We start from the raw sequence: 25,099 nt of genomic DNA on the forward strand, positions 1-25,099 counted from the left end.
GACCCGTGCCGTAGCGGCGCCCGCCCCGTAGGTTGGCGTGATGACGCCTTCTTCGCACGGGAAGCCCGCGGATCTCGTCATCACCGGCTGCACCGTCCTCGTCCACGACGACCAGGAGCGGATCGGCTTCGAGGAGAACGCCGCGATCGTCGTACGAGACGGAGTCGTCGACTCCGTGACGACCGCCGCCGCCGTGGCCGGCCTGGCCGCCGCCGACCGCATCGACGCCCGCGGCCAGGTCGCCCTCCCCGGGCTGGTCAACTGCCACACGCACGCGCCGATGGTCGCCCTGCGGGGCCTCGCCGAGGACCTGCCCACCGAGGAGTGGTTCAACGACGTCGTCTGGCCCGTCGAGTCCAACCTCACCGAACGCGACGTGACGCTGGGGGCCCGGCTGGCCTGCGCCGAGATGATCCGCGCGGGGGTGACGACCTTCGCGGACAGCTACTTCTCCATGGACGCCGTCGCCGACGTCGTCGCCGCGTGCGGGATGCGGGCGCAGCTGGGACAGGCGTACTTCTCCTCGCAGGGCCCGGAGGGGCGGGAGGCGTCACTGGAGTTCGCGTTGCGGCACCGGGGCTCCGCCGACGGCAGGATCACCACCGCCCTCGCCCCGCACGCCCCCTACACGGTGACCGACGCCGACCTCGCCGCCACCGCCGCACTCGCCCGCGACCACGGACTGCCCGTGCACCTCCACGCCGCCGAGAACCGCGACCAGACCGACACCAGCCTCGCCCGGCACGGGGTCACCCCGATCCAGGTCCTGGAGCGCACCGGCATCCTCGGCACCGACGTGCTCGTCGCGCACGGCACCGGCATCACCGAGGACGATCTGCCGCTCCTCGCACGCGCGGAGGGCCGTACGGCCGTGGCGACCGCACCCCGCGGCTACCTCAAGTTCGCCTGGCCGGACACCACCCCGGTGCGTGCCCTGCGCGACATCGGCGTCCCCGTGGGCCTCGCCACGGACGGCGCGGCCTCCAACAACTCCCTCGACGTGTGGGAGTCGATGGCGCTCACGTCCCTGATCCAGAAGTCCACCGAGGGCGACCCCCGCTGGCTGACCTCCCGTCAGGCCCTCCACCACGCCACCCTGCAGAGCGCCCACGCGGTCGGGCTGGCCGGCACCGTCGGCCGCATCGCGCCGGGCCTGCGAGCCGACCTGATCCTGGTCGACCTCACCGGACCGCACACGCAGCCCGTGCACGACCTCGCCGCCACCCTGGTGCACAGCGCCCGCTCCGCCGACGTGCGCACGACGATCGTCGACGGCCGCGTCCTCATGCGGGACCGCGTGCTGCTCACCCTCGACGTGCCCGCCGTGGTGCGGGAGTTGGAGGAGCGGCTGCCCGCCCTGACCGGCCGCGGTCACGGCCGGCGCGTCCAGGAGTACGACACCTGAACCGCATCCGCGCGGCGGCCCGGAAAAGAAAGTTCTCCGAGCCGCGATGAGTTCTTCTCCTCCCGGCGGTCACCATCCTTCGACGGTCCGTCGCAATGGAGGAGCTGGAGCCATGTCGCTGCCCGAGATCGTGACCCGCGCGGACTGGCGCGCGGCACGCGCGGCCTTACTGGCCAAGGAGAAGGCGGCCACCCGCGCGCGTGACGCCCTGGGCGCCGAACGGCGCGGGCTGCCCATGGTGGAGGTCGACAAGGAGTACGTGTTCGAGGGCGGCGACGGAAAGGCCACCCTCCTCGACCTCTTCGAGGGCCGCGACCAGCTCGTCGCCTACCACTTCATGTTCGCGCCCGATTGGGACGCCGGCTGCCGCAGCTGCTCGGCGTTCCTGGACCAGATCGGCCACCTCGCGCACCTGAGGGCCCGCGGTACGTCCTTCGCCGCCGTCTCCCGGGCGCCGTACCCGAAGATCCTTCCGTTCAAGGCGCGGATGGGCTGGACGCTGCCCTGGTACTCGTCGTACGTCAGCGACTTCAACGCCGACTTCGAGGTCACCCTCGAACACGAGGGCGAGCTGGTCGAGCGGCCGGGCCTCAGCTGCTTCCTGCGCGACCGCGAGCGGGTCTTCCACACCTACTCGACGTACGAGCGCGGCCTCGACGGGCTCGGCTCCACCACCAGCCTGCTCGACCTGACCGCGCTCGGCCGGCAGGAGCCGTGGGAGAAACCGGAGGGGCGCGCGACGGCTCTCGGCGCGCCCGCGGGCAGTGAGGGAGTCCGCTACCACGACGAGTACGAGGACTGAGACGCCCCGTAGCGGAAACGGCCGAACGGCCGCGTCACGGCTCACACTTTGCGGTGAACGAGTGTCAACTATGTCTCAGTACCATCACCGCGCGAGGCTTTCGCTCCATGGTTGGCGTTTCACTCTCTACGAGTACAGCGCTACATGGAGGTGCGGAGTGAACGGGCGAACAGTGCTCGAACGCTTTCCCGCAGGCGGACCGCGAGGATCCTGGCCGGCGGAGGAGTTCGCACAGGCGCGGCGGCTGGAGGGCCAGCCCGCCGAAGTCGTCATGGACCTCGCCACGGACATGTTCCTGGTCGTGGTGCGCGGCGCCGGCGTCGCGGGTGACGCGGCGGCCTCCCCGGGTCAGCCCGCATCCGGGGCCGGTACGGGCGCCTTCGTGAACTGTTCCGCCTGGAGCGAGTACAGCTCCGCGTAGACCCCGCCGGTGGCCAGCAGCTCGTCCGGGGTCCCGGACTCCACCAGCCTGCCCTGGTCGAGGACGTGCACCAGGTCCGCGTGGCGCACGGAGGCCAGCCGGTGGGTGATGAGGACGACGGTCTGTCCGCTCCCGGCCAGGGCGCGGATCTTCTCGAAGACCTCCAGCTCGGCGCGGGCGTCCAGGGCCGCCGTCGGTTCGTCGACGATGAGGATGCGGCCCTGCCGGTACGCCGCCCGCGCGATCCCGACCCGCTGCCACTGGCCGCCGGACAGCTCGTGCCCCCCGCTGAAATTGCGGGCCAGCAGGGTGTCCAGGCCGCGCGGCAGATCCGCGACCACGTCCTCGGCGCCGGCCTCGGCGACCGCGTCGGCCACGCGGTCGTCGCCCAGGGGCACCGAGGAGCGGCCCACGGCGACGTTCACCCGCGCGGTGAACGGCCAGCGCTTGAAGTCCTGGGCCACCATCGCGACGCGTTCGGCGAGCGCGTGCCGGTCCGCCGTCGCCGCGTCGACACCGTCCCAGGTGACGCGGCCCCGGTCCGGCGTGTAGAGGCCCGCGAGCAGCTTGACCAGCGTGGTCTTGCCCGAGCCGTTCTCGCCGACGAGGGCCACGATCCGGCCCAGCGGCAGGGAGAGCGTCACGTCGTCGAGCGCCGGGCGGGTCGCGTCGCCCGGATAACTGAACGTGACGTGCTCGAAGCGGATCTCCTTGGGGTCGTCGGGGAGCGCGGCGCCGCCCAGCGGGATGGCCCTGTCGGCCGCCTCCACGTGCAGCCGTTCCAGGTCGCCGACGAACAGGGCCTCCTCGTGCAGCGCGTTGACCTCGACAACCAGGGTGCCGAGGCTCTGCGAGCCGGTGCGGATGGCGATCACGGCGGTGCCCGCCACCGACAGGGCCATCGCGCCGCCCATCAGCAGCCCGCCGAGCGTCGCGTACGTCGCGGCCGTCGCCACCCCCGTCCAGGCCGACGCGATCAGCCCCGTACGGGCCGCCAGCCGGGCCAGCCTGGCCTGCTCGGCCTCCGCGGTCTCCGACATCGCGCGGAAGTGCCGCAGCAGGAAGGGGCCCACCGAGTGCACCCGGATCTCGGGGGCCGCGGCCGGTTCGATCAGCAGACTGCCCAGCAGCCGCCCCGCCCGCTCGTGCTGCACCCAGGCGTGGAAGGACTCGTACCGGCGACGGGCCAGGGTCAGCGCGCTCCAGGCGCTCGGCAGCGTCATCGTCACCAGCAGCGGCAGCAGCGCCGGGTGCAGCACGGTCAGGACGCCGGCCGCCGCGATCAGCGAGATCATCGCGTTCACCACGCGCGTGCCGTAGGAGATCATGCGCCGCGCGGAGGCCGCGCCGTACTGGGCGGTGTCCAGGAGCTTGTGGAAGGCGTGGTCCTCGATCGCGGACAGCTCCACGGCCGCCGCCCGCTCCAGATACCGCTCGGTGGCCACCCGCTCGACCTTCGGCTCCAGCCGCCCGGTCGCGTACGTCGACGCCGCCCGCAGCAGCGCCGCGACCAGCATCACCGCGGCCACCGTGACCAGCGCGGGGACGGTCCCGCGCAGCCGCTCCTCGATCGGACCGGCGGCCATCAGCCCGGCCAGCACGCTGTTGACCGCGAGCAGACTGACCGCCTGAGCCAGGCCCCGGCCCACCTCCGCCGCGAGCACCGTCCGCGCCGCCTGCGGGTCGGCCTGCCGGGCGAGCCGGAGGCTGGACGCCAGCAGGGACGGCAGCCGGGTCAGCATCGCGCGAAAGCCCAGCTCCAGGAACGCGTCGGCGTGCTGGTTCCAGCCCATGTCGTAGCGCAGGGGGCCGCCGAAGAGCAGCCGCTCCGACTCCGACACCCCGGACACCCCGGCAGGTTCCGTGCCGCCCTTCCTGCGCACCGTCGGCCTCCCCCGATCGTGGACGGACGGCCACTATCGCGGGGCGGGACGCCCGGGGGCAGGGCGCGGGAGGGGGAGGGCGGAGCGCGCGGGCGCACGCCCGACCCGGGGGAGCCGGAAGGGGGCGCGCGGGGCGAAGCGGCCGGGGCCCGGAACGGTTCGTGCGGGCGTGCGGGGCGGGGCGGAAGGGCGTGGGACGGGTCGGCGGTGCGCGGCGGCGCCTACGCGTTGACCGACCGTGACCAGGTGGGCGTCGTGTTCGTCAGCCTGCACAGCGCCAGGTAGAGCGGGATCGGCGGGGTGTACGGGACCGTGCCGTCCGGGCGATATATGAGGCCGGGGACACCTGCGGTGTCCGGGACGACCGCTCCGGTGGCGTAGCGCGCGGGCGCGGGCCACTCCAGGGCGTAGTCGGAGTCGGACGGAACGATCCACCACCAGTGCGTCTCATCGGCGTAGACGCACCCGACGCGCGGCAGCCGCGGCAGCACCTGTTGGCCGAGGTCGGCGGGTACCGCCACCGCGTCGCAGCCCAGCGGGACCGTCATGCCGTCCGGCACGGGGAGTCGCAGGGGTGTCCCGGGGGCGCGTCGTCCGCGCTGGAGGCGGACCATCGTGTCCAGACCGAGCGGTCGGATGCCGGATGCGGCCCTCACAGCCATTCGGTCCCCGTTCCGCGCCACTCGGTACCCGTGCCGCGGGGCGACTTCCGACGGTGTCCCTCCGCCTCGCCCTCGTCGCCCGTGTCGTCGGCGGGTCCGGGCTTCGGGCGGGCGCCCCAGCCGAGGTCGTTGCGGGGCTCCGACGGGTCGCGCGGTCCGTCGGCCTTGCGCGGCAGCTCCGCCCAGACCAGGAGTCCGGGGCCGTGCTCGTGGGCGCCCCACGCGTCGCACAGGGCGTCGACGAGAAGCAGTCCTCTGCCGTGCTCGTCCTCGGGCTGCTGATCGTCCGCGGGGTGGGGCTGGCCGGGAGCGCAGCCCTCGTCGCGCACGGCTATGCGGACCAGTTCGTCCCCGTCGTGCAGCTCGCAGACTATGTGCCGGCTCGCGGTGTGCACGATCGCGTTGGTCACCAGCTCGGAGACGACCAGGGCCGCGGTGTCGCAGGTGTCCTGGCACACCGACCAGCCGTTCAGCCGAGCCCGGGTCAGGCGTCTCGCCTGCGCGGGGGAACTCGGATGTGCGGCCAGTTCGAAACGGAACCGGCGCTCGGCGGCTGCGGTCCCCGAAGGGCCGGCTCCCATGGCGGCACCGAGGCCCAGGGAGCCCGCGGTGGCGTCTGTTCCTAAGGGCGCGGACGGAATCACGCTTGCCACTATCGCCCCGCCGTGAACACTTGGCAAGTGTCACTCTGAAAAATGCAGAGTGCTGTGTGACGTTCTGGACGGCCGTGGCACACTGCTCGCAACAGCACGTCGAGCGGCGCCACTTCAGTCTGTCGAAGGCCTGCACCGGTTTTCGAACAGGTCTTCGGATGGCGCCGCCGGGCTGTCCGCACCAGGCGCAGGCACCAGGCGCAGGCGCCAGGGCACAGGCGCCAGGGCGCAGGCACCAGGCGCAGGCGCCAGGGCACAGGCACCAGGGCCACAGGCGCCAGGGCACAGGGACGCAAGGACTCTTAGGGACTCTTCAGGAGGTGGGCGGTGAGTGAGCCGCGGTCCGCGCCGACGGTCGGCCAGGTCGTACTCGGCCGACGCCTGCTGGACCTGCGGGAACGCGCGGGCCTCAAGCGTGAGGAAGCCGCCCGCATCCTGCGTGTCGCCCCCGCCACCGTCCGCCGGATGGAGATGGCCGAGGTCGCCCTCAAGATCCCGTACCTCCAGCTCCTGCTGAAGGCCTACGGCGTCGGGGACGAGGAGGCCGAAGCCTTCGTGCGGCTGGCCGAGGACGCCAACAAGCCCGGGTGGTGGCAGCGCTTCCACGACATCCTGCCCGGCTGGTTCTCGCTGTACGTCAGCCTGGAGGGCGCCGCCGCCCTGATCCGCTCCTACGAGCCGCACTTCGTCCCGGGAGTGCTGCAGACCGAGGACTACGCGCGTGGCGTGCTGCGCTCGGGCGCCATCGGGCAGACCAGGCCCGACGACATCGAGCGCCATGTCGACCTGCGCATGCAACGCCAGGAACTGCTCACCCGCAAGGACGCGCCCCGGCTGTGGGTCGTGATGGACGAGACCGCGCTGCGCCGCCCCGTCGGGGGCCCGGAGGTGATGCGTGCCCAGATCGACAGGTTGCTCGAGGCCACGAAGCTGCCCAACGTGACGCTGCAGGTCGCCCCGTTCTCCAACGGGCCGCACCCCGGCACCTACGGGCCCTTCGTGCTGTTCCGATTCGCCATGCCGGAACTGCCGGACATGGTCTACAGCGAGTACCTGACCGGCGCCGTCTATCTGGACGCGCGCGCCGAGGTGGCGACCCATCTCGAGGTCATGGACCGCATGGCGGCGCAGGCCGCCACGGCACATCGCACGAAGGAGATCCTCCGGGATCTCCGCAAGGAGCTGTGAATGAACCGCATCAAACCCCAGCGCTCGCCACGGACCCGCGGTGAGCGGATCTACAACGGCATGCCCGCCGGCGAGCTGGGCAGCGAGGGCTGGCACAAGCCCTGGAGCGGCGGCAACGGAGGCAACTGCCTGGAGGCAATGAAGCTCGCCGACGGACGGATCGCGGTCCGGCAGTCCACCGACCCGGAGGGGCCGGCGCTGATCTACACCTCCGCGGAGATGACGGCCTTCATCGAAGGAGCGAAGGCGGGAGAGGCGGACTTCCTGCTGTCCTGAGACGCGTGTCTTGTTTTTGTTGCTCTTAAGCTTGTTGGCACTGACCTGACCTGACCTGACCTGACCTGACCTGACCTGACCTGACCTGACCTGATCACCTTTCGCGGCCCGTCCCCGGCGGGCCGGTCAGACCTTCATCGGCCGGTCGTAGGGCCCCACCGGGGCGGGGAGCCGAGTGCGGCCGCCGGACAGGTGGCGGTCGACGGCCGCCGCCACCGCCCGTCCCTCCGCGATCGCCCACACGATGAGCGACTGCCCGCGCGCCGCGTCCCCCGCGGCGAACACCCCCGGGACGCCGGTCGCGAAGTCCCGGTCCCGGGCGATCGTGCCGCGGGACTCCAACTCCAGCCCCAGCCCCTCGACCAGCCCGTCCTCCCGGTCCGGCCCCGAGAAACCGAGGGCGAGCAGGACCAGGTCCACGGGGAGCGAGCGCTCGGTACCGGGCAGCGGACGGCGCCCCGCGTCCACTCCGACCAGGTGCAGCGACCGCACATGCCCCTCGTCGTCCCCGGTGAAGCGGAGCGTGGACGCCGCGAACAGCCGCGCGTCCGCGTCCGCCGCCGGCGCGGACCGCAGCTCGCGTGCCTCCTCGTGCGCCACCGACAGCCGGTAGAGCCGCGGATAGACCGGCCAGGGCTCCGCCTCCTCGTCCCGTTCCACGCCCGGCTGCGCGTAGATGTCCAGCTGGGTCACGGACGCCGCCCGGTCCCGCACCGCCGTGCCCAGACAGTCCGCGCCGGTGTCGCCACCGCCGACGATGACGACGTGCTTCCCCGCGGCGGACAGCGGGGAGCGCTCCAGGTCTCCCTCGCACACCCGGTTGGCCAGCGGCAGGTACTCCATCGCCTGATGGATCCCCGCCAGCTCCCGCCCGGGCACGGGCAGCTCGCGCCAAGTGGTCGCCCCGGTGGCGACCACCACGGCGTCGTAACGGCTCCGCAGCTCCGCGGCGCCCACGTCCCGGCCGACCGCGGTCGACGTCCGGAACTTCGTCCCCTCCGCCCGCATCTGCTCGATGCGCCGCTCCAGGTGCCGCTTCTCCATCTTGAACGCGGGGATGCCGTACCGCATCAGCCCCCCGATCCGGTCGTCCCGTTCGAACACCGCCACCGTGTGCCCGGCCCGGGTCAGCTGCTGCGCCGCCGCGAGGCCGGCGGGTCCCGAGCCGATCACCGCCACCGTCCTCCCGGACAGCCGGTCCGGCGGTCGTGGCGGGGTGAAGCCCTCCTCCCAGGCCCGGTCGGCGATCGCGCATTCGACGTTCTTGATGGTCACGGCCGGCTGGTTGATGGCGAGGACACAGCCCGCCTCGCACGGCGCGGGGCACAACCGGCCGGTGAACTCGGGGAAGTTGTTCGTGGCGTGCAGCCGCTCGCTCGCCGCCCGCCAGTCCGACCGGGACACCAGGTCGTTCCAGTCCGGGATCAGGTTGCCCAGCGGACAGGCCTCGTGGCAGAAGGGGACGCCGCAGTCCATGCAGCGGTCGGCCTGCGCGCCGACGATCGGCAGCAACGCGCCCGGGACGTATACCTCGTCCCAGTCCTGAACCCGCTCCCCGGCCGGCCTGCGGGGCCACTCCTCGCGGGGTGTCGTCAGGAAACCCTTCGGATCGGCCATGGCCCTCTCCCTTGCGTGCGGGGTGGCTGGCCGTGCGGCGCTCTGCGTTCGGGGCGGCGCTCTTGCGCCCCACGATACGTCCGGCCCGCTCCGGACGCAGAGTGCCGCACGCCCTTCACCCTCCCGCCGCGCCCGCGCCGCGGCGGCGCCCGCTCCCTCAGCGCAGGGCGAGCACGTAGGCCACCGCCGCCGCGGCCGAGGCGATCGTGCGGACGTGGTTCCACGCCGTCCACTCGCGCACGTACGAGGTCCACCGGTCGGCCGCCCGCGCGGAGCCCGGCTCCACTTCGAGCAGGGCGGTGTTGCGCGGCACATTGGCGGCCGCGGTCACCCCGAACGACCCGATCAGATACAGCGCGCTGCCCAGCAGCAGCTCCACCGCGGCCTCCTCCGGCCACAGCACGAACGTCACCACGGCGATCACCGCGGCCAGCACTGCCGTCCCGAGAAACACCGCCATGAAGGCCGGCCGCACCGCGGCCTTGTTGATCGAGTTCATCGCGGCGATCCCCTGCGCCGGCGGCAGCGCGGCCAGCCCCGGCATGACGAAGGTCGAGAAGGCGCAGAACACACCGGCCGTCAGACCGGTCCCGAGTACACCCAGCACCGTCAGCACGAAGTACGGTCCGTCGATCATGTCGTGTCAACTCCCACCCGTCGAGCGGTCGCCCGCCCGGCGCCGTCCGCCGTCGGTCACCCCAAGTCAACCGCCGCGCGGGCGCGGTGACCATGGCCGGCCCGCGCCCGCCCATGCGCGAGCGTCCAAGCGGGCGCACCGGCGAGTGACGCATCATGGGCGGGTGCGACTGGAAGCGATCACCTGGGACCGGCTCGGCGACCAGCTCGCCGAGCGCCTGCTCGACCTCGAACCCGCGGACGGCAGCGCCTGGACCCGCGTCGCCCTCGACGGCGCTCCGGCCGCCCGCCCCGGCGACCTCGCCGAACGGGTCTCCGAGGCACTGCGCGTCCGCGGCCGACCCTCCCTCGTCGTCGGGACGGAGGGCTTCCTGCGCCCCGCCTCGCTGCGCCTGGAGTACGGGCACCGGGACACCGAGTCCTACTACAACGGCTGGTACGACATCGGTGCCCTGTGGCGCGAGGTCTTCGACCCCCTCGGGCCCGAGGGGAACGGGCGGGCCCTGCCCGACCTGTGGGACCCCGTCACCGACCGCGCCACCCGCAGTCCCCGTGTCCAACTGCCTCCCGGCGGCGCGCTGCTGTTGCACGGCCCTTTCCTGCTGCGTCACTGGTTCCCCCTCGATCTGAGCGTCCATCTCGTCCTCACCCCCGGAGCGCTGCGCCGCCGGACCGCGGAGACCGAGCAGTGGACCCTGCCCGCCCTCGAGCGCTACGAAGAGGAGACCGACCCCGCCGGCACCGCCGACGTCCTGGTGCGGGCCGACGATCCACGGCATCCCGCGTGGAGCGGCTGACCCGTTCGGAGCGTCAGTTCTTCCCATGCGCTTTTATATGTGCATGCATGTAACTACCCTGTCGGTATGACGACTCACTCCGGCAATGCCGCCGTCACCACGACGCCCGCAGCTCCGCCCCCTCCTTCGACGAGCCGGTCCGCGCCCTCCTGGACGGCAAGAACTTCGCCTCGTCGCCACGCTCGGCCCCGACGGCGCCCCGCAGAACTCCGTGGTCTGGATCAAACGCGAGGGCGACACGGTGCTCTTCTCCTCCGTGGACGAACGGCAGAAGGTGCGCAACCTCCGCCGCGATCCGCGCATCAGCCTGTCGGTCTACGACCTCGCCAACCCGTACACCTCAGTGGAGATCCGCGGTACCGCCGAGATCGTCCCCGACGAGGGGAAGAGACTTCCGCGCGATCTCTCGCACAAGTACCTCGGCATCGACCCGCCGGCGGAGAGAGACGAGGAGACCCGTGTGATCATCCGCGTCGTGCCACGGAAGATCGTGAGCTTCTCTGCCTGAAACCGCTCGGTGCCTGAACCGCTCGATGCCTGAACCGCTCGGTCCGCCCTCAGAGCCAGCCGTTGCGCCGGAAGCCGCGGTGCAACGCCAGGCAGGCGACCGCTATCACCCCGATGACCATGCCGTAGCCGTACCGCCAGCGCAGCTCGGGCATGTGGTCGAAGTTCATGCCGTACACCCCGCAGACCATCGTGGGGACGGCGACGATCGCGGCCCAGGCGGTGATCTTCCGCATGTCCTCGTTCTGCGCGACCGTCACGCGGGCGAGGTGCGCCTGGAGGATGGAGTTGAGCAGCTCGTCGAACGCTGCGATCTGCTCGGTGGCCCGCAGCAGGTGGTCGGAGACGTCACGGAAGTACGCCTGTATCTCCTGGTCGACCACGCGGAACGGCCGCGTGGCCAGCTCCTCCAGCGGCCGGCTGAGCGGTACCACGGCCCGCCTCAGTTCGAGCAGTTCACGCTTGAGCTGGTAGATCCGCCCCGGGTCGACCCGCGCGCCGTTCTCCGCGAACACCTCCGTCTCCACATGGTCGACGTCCGCCTGGACCGAATCGATGACGGTCAGGAAGTCGTCCACCACGTGGTCCGCGATCGCGTGCAGCACCGCCGACGGCCCCTTGGCGAGCTGCGCGCAATCGGACTCCAGCTCCTCGCGCAGCGGACCCAGGGAGCCGTGCCGTCCGTGGCGTACGGTGATCACGAAGTCCTGGCCGACGAACACCATGATCTCGCCGGTGCTCACCACCTCGCTCGTGGCCGTGAGCTCCTCGTGCTCCACGTAGCAGACGGTCTTGAACACGGCGAAGAGCGTCTCGCCGTACCGCTCCACCTTCGGCCGCTGGTGGGCCTCGATCGCGTCCTCCACCGCCAGCGGGTGCAGATCGAACAGCTCCGCGACGCCGGCGAACTCCTGGTCCGTCGGCTCGTGCAGGCCGAGCCAGACGAAACCCGCTCCGCGCTTGCGCATCCTGGCCACCACGTCGACCGGATCGCCGCCCTCGGGGGTGCGGACACCGTCCCGGTAGGTCACGCAGTTCACCACCGAGGAACCCAGCGGGGAGCGAGCCGGGTGGCTCAGATCCACCCGTCGTCGACGGCGGCCCAGCTGTGCCACCTTCCGCAGGCCACCGACCTTTCCCAGGCCGGTGACCTTCCGCAGATTCCCTGCCATGGTCATCCGAATCTCCTCGCGTGGGTCCCCTCGCGCCGTGCTTCCCGCGCCTTGGCAGGCCAGTTTGCCAGTCCTGCGCGAACGCCGGACGGGCCTGTGGAAACGGAGCATTCCGCTTCCTTCCCGGCTGTGGACGAGCTGTCGGCCGCACGCCGCCGGAGCCGCCCCGGTCGGCCGTCCGGGGCCCTCGCGCCGGAGCGTCGCCCCCTTCCGGCAAGCCGGACGACTGGGATGATCGCGGCATGACGCGAACCGACGGATACCTCCTCGACAACCGGCAGGCCGAGGCTGCGGAGCGCTTCGACGCCTTCGCCAAGCTCTTCGACCCCACCACGTTCCGGCACCTCGAAACGCTCGGCGTCGGACCCGGCTGGCGCTGCTGGGAGGTCGGAGCCGGCGGAACCTCCGTGGTGTCGTGGCTGGCCAAGAAGGTCGGGGCGACCGGCAGGGTCCTCGCGACGGACATCGACACCTCGCGGGTCGCTCCGGCCGGGCGCCCGCCGGTCGAAGTGCGCGTGCACGACGTGGGCGCGCAGGAACCGCCGGGGGAGGGGTTCGACCTTGTGCACGCGAGGCTCGTGCTTGTCCACGTCCCGGACCGGGAGCAGGCGTTGCTGTCGATGGTCAGGGCCCTGCGTCCCGGTGGCCGCCTCCTGGTCGAGGACGCCGATCCCGCCTTGCAGCCCCTGCTCTGCCCCGACGAGCACGGCCCCGAGCAGCAGCTGGCGAACGGCCTCCGGCAGGGTTTCCGCCAGCTGCTGTCCCGCCGCGGCGCCGACCTCTCCTACGGTCGCCGGCTGCCGCGCCTGCTCCGGGAGGCCGGACTGCGCCGCGTGGAGGCCGACGCCTACTTCCCGGTCACCTCGCCCGCGTGCGCCGCCCTGGAGTCGGCGACCGTCCGTCAGATCCGCGACGAGCTGGTCAGCGGGGGAGTGGCCACCCACGAGGACATCGACCGGCATCTCGCCAACGTCGCGTCCGGCGGCATGGACCTGGCGACGGCCCCGATGATCTCGGCGTGGGGACGCAAGGCGTAGGGAGCACCGACCGGCGGCCCCGACGCCCCCAGTCAGCCCAGTCAGCCCTGTCGGCCCCGGCGGCCCGTGTGTCCGGGCCAGACCAGCTCACGGCACGGAGCGCCCGCAATCGTACCCGCCTGCTGTCCGCCGCCCATCAGCCGGCCGCCCGTGGAGGTCTCCCGCCCACCCGTTCGACCGCCGTCGCTCCCGCCCGGCACCCCACGGCCGCCGCCTCCTCGGGCGTCGCGCCCGCGAGCAGCGCGGCGAGGAACGCGCCGGTGAAGGCGTCACCGGCGCCCGTACTGTCCCGCGGCGACGCCGGGGCGGCGGGGACCCGGGCGCACACGGCGCCGGCCCGGGCCACCAGGGCCCCCTCCGCCCCCTGCTTGGCGATCACCAGCGGAACGTGCCGGCTCAGCTTCGCCGCCGCGTCCGCGGTGTCGGGCAGCCCGGTGAGCAAGCACGCCTCGTCGCGGCTCGGCAGCAGGATGTCCACCCCCTCGACCAGACCCAGGAAACGGTCGACGCCCAGCCCGGCGAGGAACCCCGCAGAGGCCGGGTCCAGGCTGACCGGCACCCCACGCGCGCGTGCCGCGGCCAGGGCGACCGACACCAGAGCGCGGCTCGGTTCCGCGAACAGGAGGTAGCCCGACAGGTGCAGTCGGGCGACGCCGTCGAGCAGCGCGTCCGACCAGTCGTCCGGCCCGATCCGCAACGAAGCCCCGCTGTCCGTGAGGAAGGTCCGCTCGGCCGAGTCGCCCGTGTCGACCAGGCAGATCACCGTCCCCGTCGGCGCCGACGCGTCGACCACCAGTAGCGGACGCACCCCACAGGCCGTCAGCTCCCGCTCGTGCCAGCCGGCCGCGGCGGCGCCGACCCGGCCCAGCAGCCGGACGTTCCCGTGCCCCGCCCAGGCAGCCCAGCAGGCCACGTTGGCACCCGCCCCGCCGGGCAGCCGACGGATCGAGGCGCCCGTGTCGGTACCGGCGGCCAGCGGCCCCCGGTGGCGGGCGACCACGTCCGTGACGACATCGCCGACGACCAGCAGCGCCCCGTCCGGCCGCACGGTCATGCCCGGGCCCAGGCCGTCGCGATACGGGCCGCCAGCCGCACGTTTCCGCGCACCGCCGCCAGATTGGCGCTCAGCGACGAGCCGTCGGTGTGGCGCACCAGGTGGTCGAGGAGAAACGGTGTGATCGCCTGGCCCGTCACGTGCTCCGCCTCGCACGCCCGCAGCGCGTCGGCCAGCACGCGTGCGTGCAGCGCGGGATCGAGCTGCTCCTCCTCGGGGACGGGGTTGGCGACCACGAACGCGGACCGCGGCCCGTCCAGCGTGTCCTGCGCCCGCATGACCGCGGCCACCTGCTCCGGGCTGTCCAGCGTCCAGTCCACCGGGTGCCCGGAGTCGGACAGGTAGAAGCCGGGGAAGCGGTCCGTGCCGTAGCCCGCCACTGAGACGCCGAGCGTTTCCAGCCGCTGGAGGGTCGCCGGCACGTCCAGGATGGACTTCACCCCCGCGCACACCACCGTGATCCGGGTGCGTGCCAGCAGGCCCAGGTCGGCCGACTCGTCCTGTGTCACCGTCCACTCCCGGTGCACGCCGCCCAGCCCACCGGTCGCGAACACCCGTACGCCCGCCAGAGCCGCCAAGAGCGCGGTCGCCGACACGGTGGTCGCGCCGCTCGCGCCGGCCGCCACCGCGAGCGGCAGGTCCCGGTGGCCCAGCTTGCGGATGCCGTCCTCGTTGGCGACCCGCTCCAGTTGCTCCTTGTCGAGGCCCACATGAGGCCGCCCGTCCAGGACGGCGATCGTCGCCGGGACGGCGCCCTCCCGACGTACCGTCTCCTCCAGCTCCCGGGCCACCAGCAGATTGCGCGGGCGTGGCAGCCCGTGCGCGATGATCGTGGACTCCAGGGCCACCACGGGCTCACGCGCGTCGATCGCCGTCCGTACCTCTTCCGACACCACCAGCATCACGCGCCTGCCTCCAGTCCGACGGTCTCCCTCAGCTCCGGTCTCCCTCATCCCTGGCGGGCGACGGACCGGGCCAAACCCCCGAGGGGGCCGCGTCGGCCTCTTGCGGGTCCCGGGGGAGGGCACCAGCCTGGGAACCATGACGGACAACACGACACGTCTCGACCACGTGGTGCTCTGGGTCCGCGACCCGGTCGCCGCGGCCGGGTTCTACGAGAAGAACCTGGGGCTGGAGCCCCTGCGGCTCACCGAGTACGCCGCGGGAAGCGTGAGTTTCCCTTCCGTGCGGCTCAACGAAGAGACCATCCTCGATCTCGCGCCGCACTCCCTCGCGGCACGCATGCGGGTCGTCCCCGGCGCCGACGAGAGCGCGGGGCATCCCGTCAACCACATCTGCCTGTCCCTGCCCGCGCACGACTTCGACGCACTGCGGGCCCGTCTGGAGGAGCAATCCGTCCCGGTCTCGGAGCTCGCCCACGACTCCTACGGCGCCCGCGGCATGGCCCGGCGCAGCTTCTACTTCGGCGACCCGGACGGCAACATCATCGAGGCCAGGCACTACGAGTAGCTCCGCCCGCCACCGGCACCAGGGTGGAGCCGGCCCTCAGAACAGCGGCTCGGGCAGCACGCCCTCCAGCGCGAGCAACCGCCGCTTGGTCTCCACCCCGCCGCCGAACCCGCCGATGCCCCCGTCGCTCTCCACCACGCGGTGGCAGGGCACGACGACCGGCAGCGGATTGGCCCCCATGGCCATGCCCACCGCCTGGGCGGCGCCCGGCCGGCCCACCCGGCCGGCCAGGTCGCCGTATCCGACTACCGAGCCGTAAGGGACGCCGGAGGCCAGCTCACGCAGTACCTCCCGGTTGAAGCCCGAGATCAGCGACCAGTCCAGCGGCAGGTCGAAGTCCTGCCTGCCGCAAGCGAAGTACGCCGCCACCTGGCGTATCGCCTCGGCCAGCAGCGGGGAGCCGGGCGCCTCGACGGGCTCCGTGCCCAGCCAGGCCGCGAGCCGTTCGAGCGCCTGGTCGCGGGCGGCGTCGGTGGCGTGGAACACGACGTTGACCAGGCCGTCGCGGGTGGCGGCCAGCATCAGCGGACCGATGTCGGTGCCGACGACGGTCCACACGACCCGCTGTTCGTACTGCCCATGGCTGTCCATGCGCCCACGGTACGGCCGGCCACTGACAACGCCCGGGACAGCGGCCGACGCGGCCGGCCCGTCCCGGGCACGAAGGGGGTCAGCGTCCGGACGAGTCCGCGTCCTCGCCGACGGCGTCCCGTATCACGTCCGGCTTGTTGGTGATGATGCCGTCGACGCCGTACCCCGCCACCAGCCGGGCGGTGGCCGCGGTGTCCACCGTCCAGGTGAAGACCTCCATCCGCCTGCCGTGCGGCCCCTTGAACGCGTGCACCGAGGACACGTAGGTCATGGAGAGGGAGCCGTGCGAGGGATTGATCTGATCGGTGAACTCGGCGTACTCGGGCAGGTCCGATACGAGAGGCGTGCCGAGGAAACCCGTCTTGACGGCCGGCTTGAGGTCGTGGACCGTCCGGATGCTGTCCGCGCTGAAGCTCTGCACCACCAGCCGGCCGGCCACATGGCGGCGGTCGAGCCAGCCCTCGTTGGCGAGCACCTTGAGGGTCTGCTGCTCGATGCCCGGGTACAGACCGGGGCTCTTCAGCTCCAGCAGCAGCTTCTGGTGGTTGTGCTCCACACGGTCCACGTACTGCTTCAGCGTCGGCACGCGCGCGCCCGCGTACTCGGGCCCGAACCAGCTCCCCGCGTCCAGCCGCGCGATCTCCGCGGCGGTGAAGTCCTTCACCTTCCAGGGGGACCGGTCGGGGAAGACCTCCTCCACGTCGGTCGTGCGCCGCAGGTTGTCGTCGTGCATGACGACGAGTTCGCCGTCCCTGGTGCGCTGGACGTCGTTCTCCACCCAGCGGATGCCCAGCTCGGCCGCCTTGTCGACGGCGGCCAGCGTGTTCTCCGGCGCGTAGGCGGAAGCGCCCCGGTGCGCGACGACCGTGGGCCCGTCGTCGCCGGTCCCGGTGGCCCGGGCGTGCGAGAGGGGAGCCGTCAGGGCGACTCCCAGAAGCGCGGTGGTCGTGACGGCAACTGTGCGCACGTGCATGCGTACTCCTCGCGTCGATCGATCACGGACAGCTCCACTGTGACACCGGAGGGACAACGGAAAAGGGGTACAGAATGGCCACTGGCTGAATGGAGTTGCTCAACTACGCTCACCAGGGCGGCACAAGTGGGGCGAGCCCGTGATTCTTTGCCGGAGATTCGTTCGACCATTCCGGTGGACGTCATACTCTCTGCCTCGGCCCCGGTCGTTCGCTCAGGCCCGCGAGAGGGTGCACATCAGGAGAATCCGGGACTCCACCGGGGCGCAAGAAGGCGGAAGGGCAGCCGCAGATGCATGGCACGGTCGACGGATTCAACTACGGACTCGTCACACCGCTGGTGGCCTACCTCATGGCATGCCTCGGCGGTGCCCTCGGTCTGCGCTGCACCACCAGGGCCATGCTGGTCACCCGTTCCTGGCGCCCCGGCTGGCTCGCCCTGGGCTCGGCGGCGATCGGCTCCGGCATCTGGACCATGCACTTCATCGCGATGATGGGGTTCACGATCGAACACACGCCGATCCGCTACGACTGGCTGATGACCTTCGCCAGCCTGGCCGTCGCCGTCGTCATGGTGGGGATCGGGATCTTCATCGTCGGCTACCGCGGAGCCCGCGGGACCTCCCTGTTCACCGGAGGCACCATCACCGGCCTGGGGATCGCCTCGATGCACTACCTGGGTATGGCCGGGATGCACCTGGACGGACAGCTGACCTACAACACGTTCACCGTGTCCGCGTCCGTCGTCATAGCCATGGCCGCCGCCACCGCCTCACTGTGGGCGGCCGGACAGGTCCGGGGCTTCCTGTGGAGCGTGGGCGCCGCCCTGATCATGGGTCTGGCCGTCACCGGCATGCACTACACGGGCATGGCCGCCCTTGACGTCCATGTCAGCGGCACGTCCGAGCCCACCGTCGGGGGATCGCCCGCCGAACTCCTCGCCCCGATGCTGATCGGGCCCCTCGCCTTCCTCGTCCTGGCCGGCGTCGTCGTCCTGCTCGACCCGCTGATGGTCATGGGCAAGCCCGCCGCGCCCCCCGTCGAGCGGAAGCCCGGCATCCCCGCCCACACCGAGATCCCGCGCACGGTCCGCCGGCCGGCACACCACTCCGCCCGCCACCTCCGCCGCCCCCTCGTCCACCGGCGCTCCCGCACCCCGCAGAACCGCTGATCCGGACCCGTTGTCAGTGGGGGGTCGTACGGTGGAACCCATGCGGCCCGTTTCCCAGATCGAACGCACGGTGGCGCCCTTCGAGGTCGTCAGCCCCTACCAGCCGAACGGCGACCAGCCGGCGGCCATCGCCGAGCTGGCCCGGCGAGTCGAAGCAGGCGAGAAGGACGTCGTCCTGCTCGGCGCGACCGGCACCGGCAAGTCCGCCACCACCGCGTGGATGATCGAGAAGCTCCAGCGGCCCACCCTGGTCATGGCGCCGAACAAGACCCTGGCCGCCCAGCTGGCGAACGAGTTCCGCGAACTGCTGCCGAACAACGCCGTCGAGTACTTCGTCTCGTACTACGACTACTACCAGCCCGAGGCATACGTCCCCCAGTCGGACACCTACATCGAGAAGGACTCCTCGATCAACGAGGAGGTGGAGCGCCTGCGGCACTCCGCGACCAACTCACTGCTCACCCGCCGTGACGTCGTCGTGGTGGCCTCCGTCTCCTGCATCTACGGCCTGGGCACCCCCCAGGAGTACGTGGACCGCATGGTCACCCTCCGGGTCGGTGAGGAACACGACCGGGACGAGCTGCTGCGCCGCTTCGTCGACATCCAGTACACGCGCAATGACGTGGCCTTCGCCCGCGGCACCTTCCGTGTGCGCGGCGACACCATCGAGATCTTCCCGGTCTACGAGGAGCTCGCCGTCCGCATCGAGATGTTCGGTGACGAGATCGAGGCCCTGTCCACCCTCCACCCGGTCACCGGCGAGATCATCAGCGACGACCAGCAGCTGTACGTCTTCCCCGCCTCCCACTACGTCGCGGGCCCCGAGCGCTTGGAGCGGGCGGCCAACGACATCGAGAAGGAGCTGGCCGAGCGCCTGACCGAGCTGGAGAAGCAGGGCAAGCTCCTGGAGGCCCAGCGACTGCGGATGCGCACGACGTACGACCTCGAGATGCTCCGCCAGATCGGCAGCTGCTCCGGGGTCGAGAACTACTCGATGCACTTCGACGGCCGCCTCCCCGGCTCCCCGCCGAACACGCTCCTTGACTACTTCCCGGACGACTTCCTGCTCGTCATCGACGAGTCGCACGTCACCGTGCCGCAGATCGGCGCCATGTACGAGGGCGACGCCTCCCGCAAGCGCACCCTGGTCGACCACGGCTTCCGGTTGCCCTCCGCACTCGACAACCGCCCGCTGAAGTGGGAGGAGTTCCAGGGGCGCATCGGACAGAGCGTCTACCTGTCCGCGACCCCGGGCGCTTACGAGCTCTCCCGCTCGGACGGCGCCGTGGAGCAGATCATCCGCCCCACCGGCCTCGTCGACCCGGAGGTCGTCGTCAAGTCCACCGAGGGCCAGATCGACGACCTGGTGCACGAGATCCGCAAGCGGACCGAGAAGGACGAGCGCGTCCTGGTCACCACCCTCACCAAGAAGATGGCCGAGGACCTCACCGCCTACTTCCTGGAACTGGACATCCAGGTCCGCTACCTGCACAGCGACGTCGACACCCTGCGCCGCGTCGAACTGCTGCGTGAACTGCGCGCCGGTGAGTACGACGTCCTGGTCGGCATCAACCTGCTGCGGGAGGGCCTCGACCTGCCCGAGGTCTCCCTGGTGGCGATCCTCGACGCCGACAAGGAGGGCTTCCTGCGCTCCGGCACCTCGCTGATCCAGACCATCGGCCGCGCTGCGCGCAATGTCTCCGGGCAGGTCCACATGTACGCGGACAAGATCACGCCGGCGATGGAGAAGGCGATCGACGAGACCAACCGCCGCCGCGAGAAGCAGGTCGCGTTCAACAAGGCGAACGGCATCGACCCGCAGCCGCTCCGCAAGAAGATCAACGACATCGTCGCGCAGATCGCCCGTGAGGACGTCGACACCGAGCAGCTGCTCGGCTCGGGCTACCGCCAGGTGAAGGAGGGCAAGGGCGCCAAGGCACCGGTGCCCTCCCTCGGCGGCCAGGCGGCGGCAGGTGCGAAACCGGCCAAGGGCAAGGGCAAGGGCAAGGGCAAGGGCAAGGAGACGGTGCCGACCGACCGTCCCGCAGCGGAGCTGGCCGAGCAGATCGAGGAGCTGACCAACCGCATGCGGGCGGCCGCCGCCGATCTGCAGTTCGAGATCGCGGCCAGGCTGCGCGACGAGGTCTCCGAGATGAAGAAGGAACTGCGTCAGATGAAGGAGGCGGGCCTGGCCTGAGGGCCCGACCGGGCACGGGCTGTGTTGCAAGACCGACACAAAGTGCGGACCGGGGTGGGGCACTGTCAGTGCCCCTGCGTAGGGTTCAGGACAACCGCGGGCTCCGCGGCAACAGGGGACAGTTCGAGAGGGGATCAGCGCGTGACCGTCAACATGACCAAGGGTCAGGCCATCAGTCTGCAGAAGAACGACGGCGGCAGCCTGACGTCGGTGCGCATGGGTCTCGGCTGGCAGGCGGCTCCCCGGCGCGGCCTGTTCGGCTCCCGTACCCGGGAGATCGACCTGGACGCCTCCGCGGTCCTCTTCGCGGACAAGCAGCCGGTCGACGTCGTCTTCTTCCGCCACCTGGTGAGCGACGACGGCTCGGTGCGCCACACCGGGGACAACCTGGTCGGAGGTGTCGGCCAGGGCGGCGACGACGAGGCGATCCTCGTCGACCTCCAGCGCATTCCGGTCCACATCGACCAGATCGTCTTCACCGTGAACTCGTTCACCGGCCAGACCTTCCAGGAAGTGCAGAACGCGTTCTGCCGTCTGGTCGACGAGACCAACGGCGAGGAACTCGCCCGCTACACGCTGGCCGGCGGCGGCGCCTACACGGCGCAGATCATGGCCAAGGTGCACCGGGCGGGCCAGGGCTGGGCGATGACCGCCGTGGGTACCCCGGCCAACGGCCGCACCTTCCAGGACCTGATGCCGGCGATCCTGCCGGTCCTCTAGCGGGCCGCCGAAGCCGGAATGCCGGTCCCGCGGCGGGCCGGCCCAATCGCCGTCCCGCGAACGGGACGGACGAGCGCCGCACGGCACATCACGAGTGACGCACCAGTGACACAGGGGGACAGGCGATGACGGCCGAGCTGACGCGGGGACAGAACCACCCGCTTCCCCGGAATCGTCTGGAGATCCGGGTCTCGGCCGGCACGCCGATCGTGGCCGGAGCCACGCTCGGCGATGAGAAGGGCACGGTCCACGGGGTCGAGTGGGTGGCCCACCCGGGCACACCCACCCTGCCGGGCCTGGAGGTCTCCCGGCAGGCGGCCGCCGACCACCGCCTCGCGGTGGACCTGGACGCACTCCCGGACACCGTGCACCGCATGAGCGTGCTGCTGGCCCTGCCCGTCGGGGGGCAGAGCCCGGTCCGTTTCGGGGCCGTCGCCGCCCCCTTCGTGGCGGTCACCGACCTCGGCGGCGACGAAGTCGCCAGCTACACCGTCACCGGCCTGGACTGCGAGTCCGCGGTCGTCGCCCTGGAGCTCTACCGGCGCCAGGGCGCGTGGAAGGTGCGCGCCGTCGGCCAGGGCTACGCCGGCGGCCTCGCCGAACTGCTCACCGACCAGAACCTGCCCCAGGCCCAGCAGCTCGCCGGGACCATCCACGAGGCGGTGGCGCGCGGGCTGGCCCGTTCGGTGCCGGCCCCTCCGGCCCGCGCCGCGGACGCCGACCGCTCCCGGCAGACCGCCGCCCCGGCGCACGGTCCTGACCACGGCGGTGCACCGCAGGGCACTCCCGGCCCCGTACCGCCGGTCTCCCCGTACGACCCCCAGGGCGCCGCCGGCACGCAGACACCCGCCGTGCCGGGACAGCACGGGACGCAGCAGCCGTACCGGGGCGGCCCGGGCGACCCCGCACCCGCCGGCCAGGCGACCACGCCCACCGGTGGCGGCCCGATCGACTACAGCCACCCGCGCCGCCAGAACGCGGCCCCGCCTCCGCCCCCGCCGGCCGCGCCCCCGGCCGAACCCGGCCGGCCCGCCCGGCCCGTCGCCGGCGACGCCACCGGCTGGTCCATGGAGGAGCGGCTCTACAACCAGGTGTGGGGCATGTTCGAGGACCTGTCCCGCACCACGGCCGCGTACCGCAGTGCCGTCGACTTCGCCGACTCGCGCATGGAGAAGGAACTCGACCAGGCCCTCTCCGACCCGCGCAGCCGGATCGGCGGACAGGGAGACGCCGCCCGCGAGACGGCGCGTGCCCGGCACGGCCAGTTGGTGTCCCAGGCCAGGGAGGTCCTGGACCGGGACGTCGCTCAGCTGGTCGCCGAGGCCGAGGTCGTCGAGCCCGCCCTGCCCGCGGCCTTCGCGCGCTGGGACAACCCGGTCTGGCACGCCTACCGCGTCCCCATGGAGATACCGATGGCCCTGCGGCTGGGCGATCTCCATCTGCCGGAGGCCGACCGCATACGCATCCCGCTGCTGATGCGGCTGCCGCTGGAGCGCGGTATGTGGATCGACAGCGGGCGTTCCGCCTCGCTCGACGGTTCGCCCGCGGACTCCCACGAGACGCGGCGGCTGGGCATGGAGACGGCGGTCGCGCACGCGGCCCGGCTGCTCGCCGTGTACCCGGCGGGCGAGTTCACCGTGCACGTCATCGATCCGGCCGGATCCGGTGCACAGCCTCTGGCACCCTTGGTGCGCGCCGGGGTGCTCGCCGCTCCGCCCGCCCTCGGCGCGGCTGGGGCGGCGGACGTTCTGGCCCGCCTCACTCAGCGCGTCGACCTGGTGCAGATGGCGTTGCGCGGCGGTGCTCCCGACGCGCTGCCGCCCGGTGTCGACACTTCCCAGCAGCTCCTGATCGTCAATGACTTCCCGCACGGATTCGACGACCGGGCGGTGAACCAGCTGCGCTACCTCGCCGACGAGGGGCCGGCCGTCGGCGTCCACCTGATGATGGTCGCCGACCGGGAGGAGTCCGCGGGGTACGGGCCGCTGCTGGACCCGCTGTGGCGCTCGCTGCTCCGGCTGACACCGGTGCCCGACGACCACCTCGCCGACCCCTGGGTCGGGCATGCGTGGACGTACGAGCCGGCGCTCGTGCCGCCCGGCAGTCAGGTGCTCCAGCAGGTCCTCACTCAGGTCGCGGCGGCCCGCCGTTCGTGGGGCGGGTAAAGGCCTCCGAGCTGGACTTTTGAGCGTAATTTGCAAATCTCTTTACCTTCCCTTGGGGAATGGGGTACTGTCGTCCGCACGGAGGGGAGTACTCCCTGTCTGTGCGGCGACCCCGTCAATACGGATCAGGCCAGATCCCGGGGCGTCGGCCCGTGGGTTCCGCGGACGCATCACGCGTTCCGGACACCCGGGGTGGAAGAGACCTCCGGCAGCGACGACGCTGACATTTGCCGTGTGACGCACTGCCGGAGGCGTAGTGGAAGTTTCTGTGACCCTGTGGGTCCTGACCATCGTGGGCCTCGCGGCCCTCATCGCGGTCGATTTCTTCATCGGCCGCAAGCCGCACGACGTATCGATCAAGGAAGCGGGGATCTGGACGGTCGTCTGGATCGCCCTCGCGGGCCTCTTCGGAGTCGGCCTGCTCCTCTTCGGCGGCGGCCAGCCCGCCGGCGAGTTCTTCGCGGGCTTCATCACCGAGAAGTCCCTCAGCGTGGACAACCTGTTCGTCTTCGTCCTGATCATGGCGAAGTTCGCGGTGCCCTCGCAGTACCAGCAGCGAGTGCTGCTCATTGGTGTCCTCATAGCCCTGGTCCTCAGGGCGATCTTCATCGCCGCGGGCGCCGCGATCCTCGCCAGCTTCGCGTGGGTCTTCTACATCTTCGGCGCCTTCCTGATCTGGACCGCCTGGAAGCTCATCCAGGAGGCCCGGGCCGACGAGGAGGACGAGGAGTTCGAGGAGAACAAGCTCCTCAAGGCCGCCGAGCGCCGCTTCGGTGTCGCCGACCGATACCACGGCACCAAGCTGTGGATCGAGGAGAACGGCAAGCGGATCATGACCCCGATGCTGGTCGTGATGCTCGCGATCGGCACCACCGACGTGCTCTTCGCGCTCGACTCCATCCCGGCGATCTTCGGCCTGACCCAGGACCCGTACATCGTGTTCACGGCCAACGCGTTCGCCCTGATGGGCCTGCGCCAGCTGTACTTCCTCATCGGCGGTCTGCTGAGGAAGCTGGTCCACCTCTCGTACGGCCTGTCGGTCATCCTGGGATTCATCGGCGTCAAGCTGGTGTTGCACGCCCTGCACGAGTCCGGGGTCCACGTCCCCGAGATCAGCATTCCGGTCTCGCTCGGCGTGATCTGCTCCGTCCTGATCATCACCACGATCACCAGCCTGCGGGCCTCCAAGAAGCAGGCCGAGGCGGAAGCGGCGGCCGGGAGCGACGACGCCAAGAAGGACAGCGTCGAAGCCTAATGGGAGCTACGGAACCGGGGAATGCTCGGTTCCGTAGCCGCCAGCAGGTGAGCACTTTCGACGCCGGAGCCTTCGAGTTCTGCGGTCAGACCGTGCCCTTGCTGGTCGGCCGGGAGGCCAGACCGCTGATGGGGTGGCGTGCCCGCCCGTCGGGGCGTGAGCACTGGATCCATTAGGCCGCGTGCCGTGCCTTCCGCAGGCTGCACCGCTGGGTGAAGTACGTGACTGGGGAGGGTCTGTTGCTGCTGATCGGTGATGACTGGGCCGAGGACCACCACGATGTCGAGGTCCAGGACGAGAGCGGCCGGAAGCTGGCCGCCGCGAACCTGCCCGAGGGAGTGGCGGGCATCGCGGAACTGCACGAACTCGTCGCCCGCCACAGCGGCGAGGATCTGGACCCGGGCGAGGTGGTGGTCGGGATCGAGACCGACCGCGGCTCGTGGGTGCAG

General features: G+C 71.5%; 24 protein-coding genes and 2 pseudogenes. 16 read left to right on the forward strand and 10 right to left on the reverse strand.

The annotated features are described in order from the left end of the window. Positions 1-40: 40 nt before the first annotated feature. From ACFWR9_RS07125 to ACFWR9_RS07135, 3 genes and pseudogenes are all read left to right on the forward strand, one after another. Complete coding sequence (locus ACFWR9_RS07125; RefSeq protein ID WP_383836766.1) at positions 41-1,405, forward strand: amidohydrolase; 1,365 nt, start codon at positions 41-43, stop codon at positions 1,403-1,405. Positions 1,406-1,517: 112 nt separating this feature from the next. Then, complete coding sequence (locus ACFWR9_RS07130) at positions 1,518-2,207, forward strand: DUF899 domain-containing protein (RefSeq protein ID WP_383836769.1); 690 nt, start codon at positions 1,518-1,520, stop codon at positions 2,205-2,207. 157 nt (positions 2,208-2,364) lie between these two features. Next, a pseudogene (locus tag ACFWR9_RS07135) lies at positions 2,365-2,547 on the forward strand (hypothetical protein); the annotation flags it as partial. 8 nt (positions 2,548-2,555) lie between these two features. On the opposite strand, the gene ACFWR9_RS07140 reads toward ACFWR9_RS07135, so the two are convergent. The 3 genes from ACFWR9_RS07140 to ACFWR9_RS07150 form a co-directional block, all read right to left on the reverse strand. Beyond that, on the reverse strand, positions 2,556-4,421 hold the full coding sequence (locus tag ACFWR9_RS07140) for an ABC transporter ATP-binding protein (RefSeq protein WP_383836865.1): 1,866 nt from the start codon (positions 4,419-4,421) through the stop codon (positions 2,556-2,558). 311 nt (positions 4,422-4,732) lie between these two features. Continuing rightward, a complete protein-coding gene (locus tag ACFWR9_RS07145; protein ID WP_383836772.1) occupies positions 4,733-5,173 on the reverse strand; it encodes a hypothetical protein in 441 nt (146 codons plus the stop codon). Continuing rightward, complete coding sequence (locus ACFWR9_RS07150; protein WP_383836775.1) at positions 5,164-5,826, reverse strand: ATP-binding protein; 663 nt, start codon at positions 5,824-5,826, stop codon at positions 5,164-5,166. Before ACFWR9_RS07150 ends, ACFWR9_RS07145 begins: the two co-directional genes overlap by 10 nt. Before the next feature lie 327 nt (positions 5,827-6,153). Here ACFWR9_RS07150 and ACFWR9_RS07155 point away from each other — a divergent pair, with 327 nt between their 5' ends. Both ACFWR9_RS07155 and ACFWR9_RS07160 read left to right on the forward strand, forming a co-directional pair. Continuing rightward, positions 6,154-7,014, forward strand: a complete 861-nt coding sequence (locus ACFWR9_RS07155) for a helix-turn-helix transcriptional regulator (protein WP_122615049.1) — start codon at positions 6,154-6,156, stop codon at positions 7,012-7,014. Next, positions 7,015-7,290: a DUF397 domain-containing protein gene (locus tag ACFWR9_RS07160; protein WP_161330137.1), complete on the forward strand. Its 276-nt coding sequence runs from the start codon at positions 7,015-7,017 to the stop codon at positions 7,288-7,290. A gap of 126 nt (positions 7,291-7,416) precedes the next feature. Here the strand turns inward: ACFWR9_RS07160 and ACFWR9_RS07165 are convergent, their stop codons facing one another. Both ACFWR9_RS07165 and ACFWR9_RS07170 read right to left on the reverse strand, forming a co-directional pair. After that, on the reverse strand, positions 7,417-8,907 hold the full coding sequence (locus tag ACFWR9_RS07165; protein WP_383836780.1) for a glutamate synthase subunit beta: 1,491 nt from the start codon (positions 8,905-8,907) through the stop codon (positions 7,417-7,419). Positions 8,908-9,064: 157 nt separating this feature from the next. Further along, positions 9,065-9,544, reverse strand: a complete 480-nt coding sequence (locus ACFWR9_RS07170; protein ID WP_383836783.1) for a DUF1772 domain-containing protein — start codon at positions 9,542-9,544, stop codon at positions 9,065-9,067. A 163-nt stretch (positions 9,545-9,707) separates the two neighbouring features. On the opposite strand from ACFWR9_RS07170, the gene ACFWR9_RS07175 reads away from it, so the two are divergent. Next, positions 9,708-10,340 carry a uridine kinase gene (locus ACFWR9_RS07175; RefSeq protein WP_383836786.1) on the forward strand — a complete coding sequence of 211 codons (633 nt, stop codon included), beginning with the start codon at positions 9,708-9,710 and terminating at the stop codon, positions 10,338-10,340. Positions 10,341-10,551: 211 nt separating this feature from the next. Next, positions 10,552-10,848: a PPOX class F420-dependent oxidoreductase gene (locus ACFWR9_RS07180; protein ID WP_383836789.1), complete on the forward strand. Its 297-nt coding sequence runs from the start codon at positions 10,552-10,554 to the stop codon at positions 10,846-10,848. A gap of 49 nt (positions 10,849-10,897) precedes the next feature. Here the strand turns inward: ACFWR9_RS07180 and ACFWR9_RS07185 are convergent, their stop codons facing one another. After that, positions 10,898-12,025 (reverse strand): magnesium and cobalt transport protein CorA, encoded by a 1,128-nt coding sequence (locus ACFWR9_RS07185; protein WP_383836792.1) that lies wholly within the window; start codon positions 12,023-12,025, stop codon positions 10,898-10,900. A 236-nt stretch (positions 12,026-12,261) separates the two neighbouring features. On the opposite strand from ACFWR9_RS07185, the gene ACFWR9_RS07190 reads away from it, so the two are divergent. Further along, the gene (locus tag ACFWR9_RS07190; protein WP_383836795.1) at positions 12,262-13,056 is read left to right on the forward strand and encodes a class I SAM-dependent methyltransferase; all 795 of its coding nucleotides are present in this window, start codon (positions 12,262-12,264) and stop codon (positions 13,054-13,056) included. Positions 13,057-13,192: 136 nt separating this feature from the next. Here ACFWR9_RS07190 and ACFWR9_RS07195 read toward each other — a convergent pair whose 3' ends face one another. After that, complete coding sequence (locus tag ACFWR9_RS07195; protein WP_383836798.1) at positions 13,193-14,110, reverse strand: carbohydrate kinase family protein; 918 nt, start codon at positions 14,108-14,110, stop codon at positions 13,193-13,195. Next, a complete protein-coding gene (locus ACFWR9_RS07200; protein ID WP_383836801.1) occupies positions 14,107-15,015 on the reverse strand; it encodes a pseudouridine-5'-phosphate glycosidase in 909 nt (302 codons plus the stop codon). The genes ACFWR9_RS07195 and ACFWR9_RS07200 overlap by 4 nt, the downstream gene beginning before the upstream one ends. Before the next feature lie 136 nt (positions 15,016-15,151). Between ACFWR9_RS07200 and ACFWR9_RS07205 the strand changes: the two genes are divergently transcribed. Beyond that, on the forward strand, positions 15,152-15,580 hold the full coding sequence (locus tag ACFWR9_RS07205; protein WP_383836804.1) for a VOC family protein: 429 nt from the start codon (positions 15,152-15,154) through the stop codon (positions 15,578-15,580). Positions 15,581-15,616: 36 nt separating this feature from the next. Here ACFWR9_RS07205 and ACFWR9_RS07210 read toward each other — a convergent pair whose 3' ends face one another. Both ACFWR9_RS07210 and ACFWR9_RS07215 read right to left on the reverse strand, forming a co-directional pair. Next, complete coding sequence (locus ACFWR9_RS07210; RefSeq protein ID WP_383836807.1) at positions 15,617-16,171, reverse strand: methylated-DNA--[protein]-cysteine S-methyltransferase; 555 nt, start codon at positions 16,169-16,171, stop codon at positions 15,617-15,619. A 79-nt stretch (positions 16,172-16,250) separates the two neighbouring features. Next, the gene (locus ACFWR9_RS07215) at positions 16,251-17,144 is read right to left on the reverse strand and encodes a glycerophosphodiester phosphodiesterase (protein WP_383836810.1); all 894 of its coding nucleotides are present in this window, start codon (positions 17,142-17,144) and stop codon (positions 16,251-16,253) included. Between the two features lie 290 nt (positions 17,145-17,434). Here ACFWR9_RS07215 and ACFWR9_RS07220 point away from each other — a divergent pair, with 290 nt between their 5' ends. The 7 genes and pseudogenes from ACFWR9_RS07220 to ACFWR9_RS07250 form a co-directional block, all read left to right on the forward strand. Next, entirely contained in the window at positions 17,435-18,313 is an 879-nt protein-coding gene (locus tag ACFWR9_RS07220; protein WP_383836813.1) for an MHYT domain-containing protein, read from the forward strand. Between the two features lie 40 nt (positions 18,314-18,353). Beyond that, a complete protein-coding gene (uvrB, locus tag ACFWR9_RS07225) occupies positions 18,354-20,510 on the forward strand; it encodes an excinuclease ABC subunit UvrB (RefSeq protein ID WP_383836816.1) in 2,157 nt (718 codons plus the stop codon). 141 nt (positions 20,511-20,651) lie between these two features. Further along, positions 20,652-21,230, forward strand: a complete 579-nt coding sequence (locus tag ACFWR9_RS07230) for a TerD family protein (RefSeq protein WP_383836819.1) — start codon at positions 20,652-20,654, stop codon at positions 21,228-21,230. Positions 21,231-21,355: 125 nt separating this feature from the next. Beyond that, on the forward strand, positions 21,356-23,395 hold the full coding sequence (locus tag ACFWR9_RS07235; RefSeq protein WP_383836822.1) for a TerD family protein: 2,040 nt from the start codon (positions 21,356-21,358) through the stop codon (positions 23,393-23,395). A gap of 256 nt (positions 23,396-23,651) precedes the next feature. Beyond that, positions 23,652-24,650 carry a TerC/Alx family metal homeostasis membrane protein gene (locus ACFWR9_RS07240; protein ID WP_383836825.1) on the forward strand — a complete coding sequence of 333 codons (999 nt, stop codon included), beginning with the start codon at positions 23,652-23,654 and terminating at the stop codon, positions 24,648-24,650. A gap of 47 nt (positions 24,651-24,697) precedes the next feature. Further along, positions 24,698-24,826 (forward strand): hypothetical protein, encoded by a 129-nt coding sequence (locus ACFWR9_RS07245; protein ID WP_383836828.1) that lies wholly within the window; start codon positions 24,698-24,700, stop codon positions 24,824-24,826. A 63-nt stretch (positions 24,827-24,889) separates the two neighbouring features. Beyond that, positions 24,890-25,099 (forward strand): annotated as a pseudogene (locus ACFWR9_RS07250) (IS110 family transposase); the annotation flags it as partial.

The organism is Streptomyces sp. NPDC058534 (assembly GCF_042717365.1).
GTDB lineage: Bacteria > Actinomycetota > Actinomycetes > Streptomycetales > Streptomycetaceae > Streptomyces.

Bases quoted from the DNA above. Each gene is read 5' to 3' on its own strand.
- ACFWR9_RS07125 (WP_383836766.1), top strand. From the start codon at position 41: ATGACGCCTTCTTCGCACGGGAAGCCCGCGGATCTCGTCATCACCGGC.
- ACFWR9_RS07130 (WP_383836769.1), top strand. From the start codon at position 1,518: ATGTCGCTGCCCGAGATCGTGACCCGCGCGGACTGGCGCGCGGCACGC.
- ACFWR9_RS07140 (WP_383836865.1), bottom strand. From the start codon at position 4,421: ATGGGCTGGAACCAGCACGCCGACGCGTTCCTGGAGCTGGGCTTTCGC.
- ACFWR9_RS07145 (WP_383836772.1), bottom strand. From the start codon at position 5,173: ATGGCTGTGAGGGCCGCATCCGGCATCCGACCGCTCGGTCTGGACACG.
- ACFWR9_RS07160 (WP_161330137.1), top strand. From the start codon at position 7,015: ATGAACCGCATCAAACCCCAGCGCTCGCCACGGACCCGCGGTGAGCGG.
- ACFWR9_RS07165 (WP_383836780.1), bottom strand. From the start codon at position 8,907: ATGGCCGATCCGAAGGGTTTCCTGACGACACCCCGCGAGGAGTGGCCC.
- ACFWR9_RS07170 (WP_383836783.1), bottom strand. From the start codon at position 9,544: ATGATCGACGGACCGTACTTCGTGCTGACGGTGCTGGGTGTACTCGGG.
- ACFWR9_RS07185 (WP_383836792.1), bottom strand. From the start codon at position 12,025: ATGACCATGGCAGGGAATCTGCGGAAGGTCACCGGCCTGGGAAAGGTC.
- ACFWR9_RS07190 (WP_383836795.1), top strand. From the start codon at position 12,262: ATGACGCGAACCGACGGATACCTCCTCGACAACCGGCAGGCCGAGGCT.
- ACFWR9_RS07195 (WP_383836798.1), bottom strand. From the start codon at position 14,110: ATGACCGTGCGGCCGGACGGGGCGCTGCTGGTCGTCGGCGATGTCGTC.
- ACFWR9_RS07205 (WP_383836804.1), top strand. From the start codon at position 15,152: ATGACGGACAACACGACACGTCTCGACCACGTGGTGCTCTGGGTCCGC.
- ACFWR9_RS07210 (WP_383836807.1), bottom strand. From the start codon at position 16,171: ATGGACAGCCATGGGCAGTACGAACAGCGGGTCGTGTGGACCGTCGTC.
- ACFWR9_RS07215 (WP_383836810.1), bottom strand. From the start codon at position 17,144: ATGCACGTGCGCACAGTTGCCGTCACGACCACCGCGCTTCTGGGAGTC.
- ACFWR9_RS07220 (WP_383836813.1), top strand. From the start codon at position 17,435: ATGCATGGCACGGTCGACGGATTCAACTACGGACTCGTCACACCGCTG.
- uvrB (WP_383836816.1), top strand. From the start codon at position 18,354: ATGCGGCCCGTTTCCCAGATCGAACGCACGGTGGCGCCCTTCGAGGTC.
- ACFWR9_RS07235 (WP_383836822.1), top strand. From the start codon at position 21,356: ATGACGGCCGAGCTGACGCGGGGACAGAACCACCCGCTTCCCCGGAAT.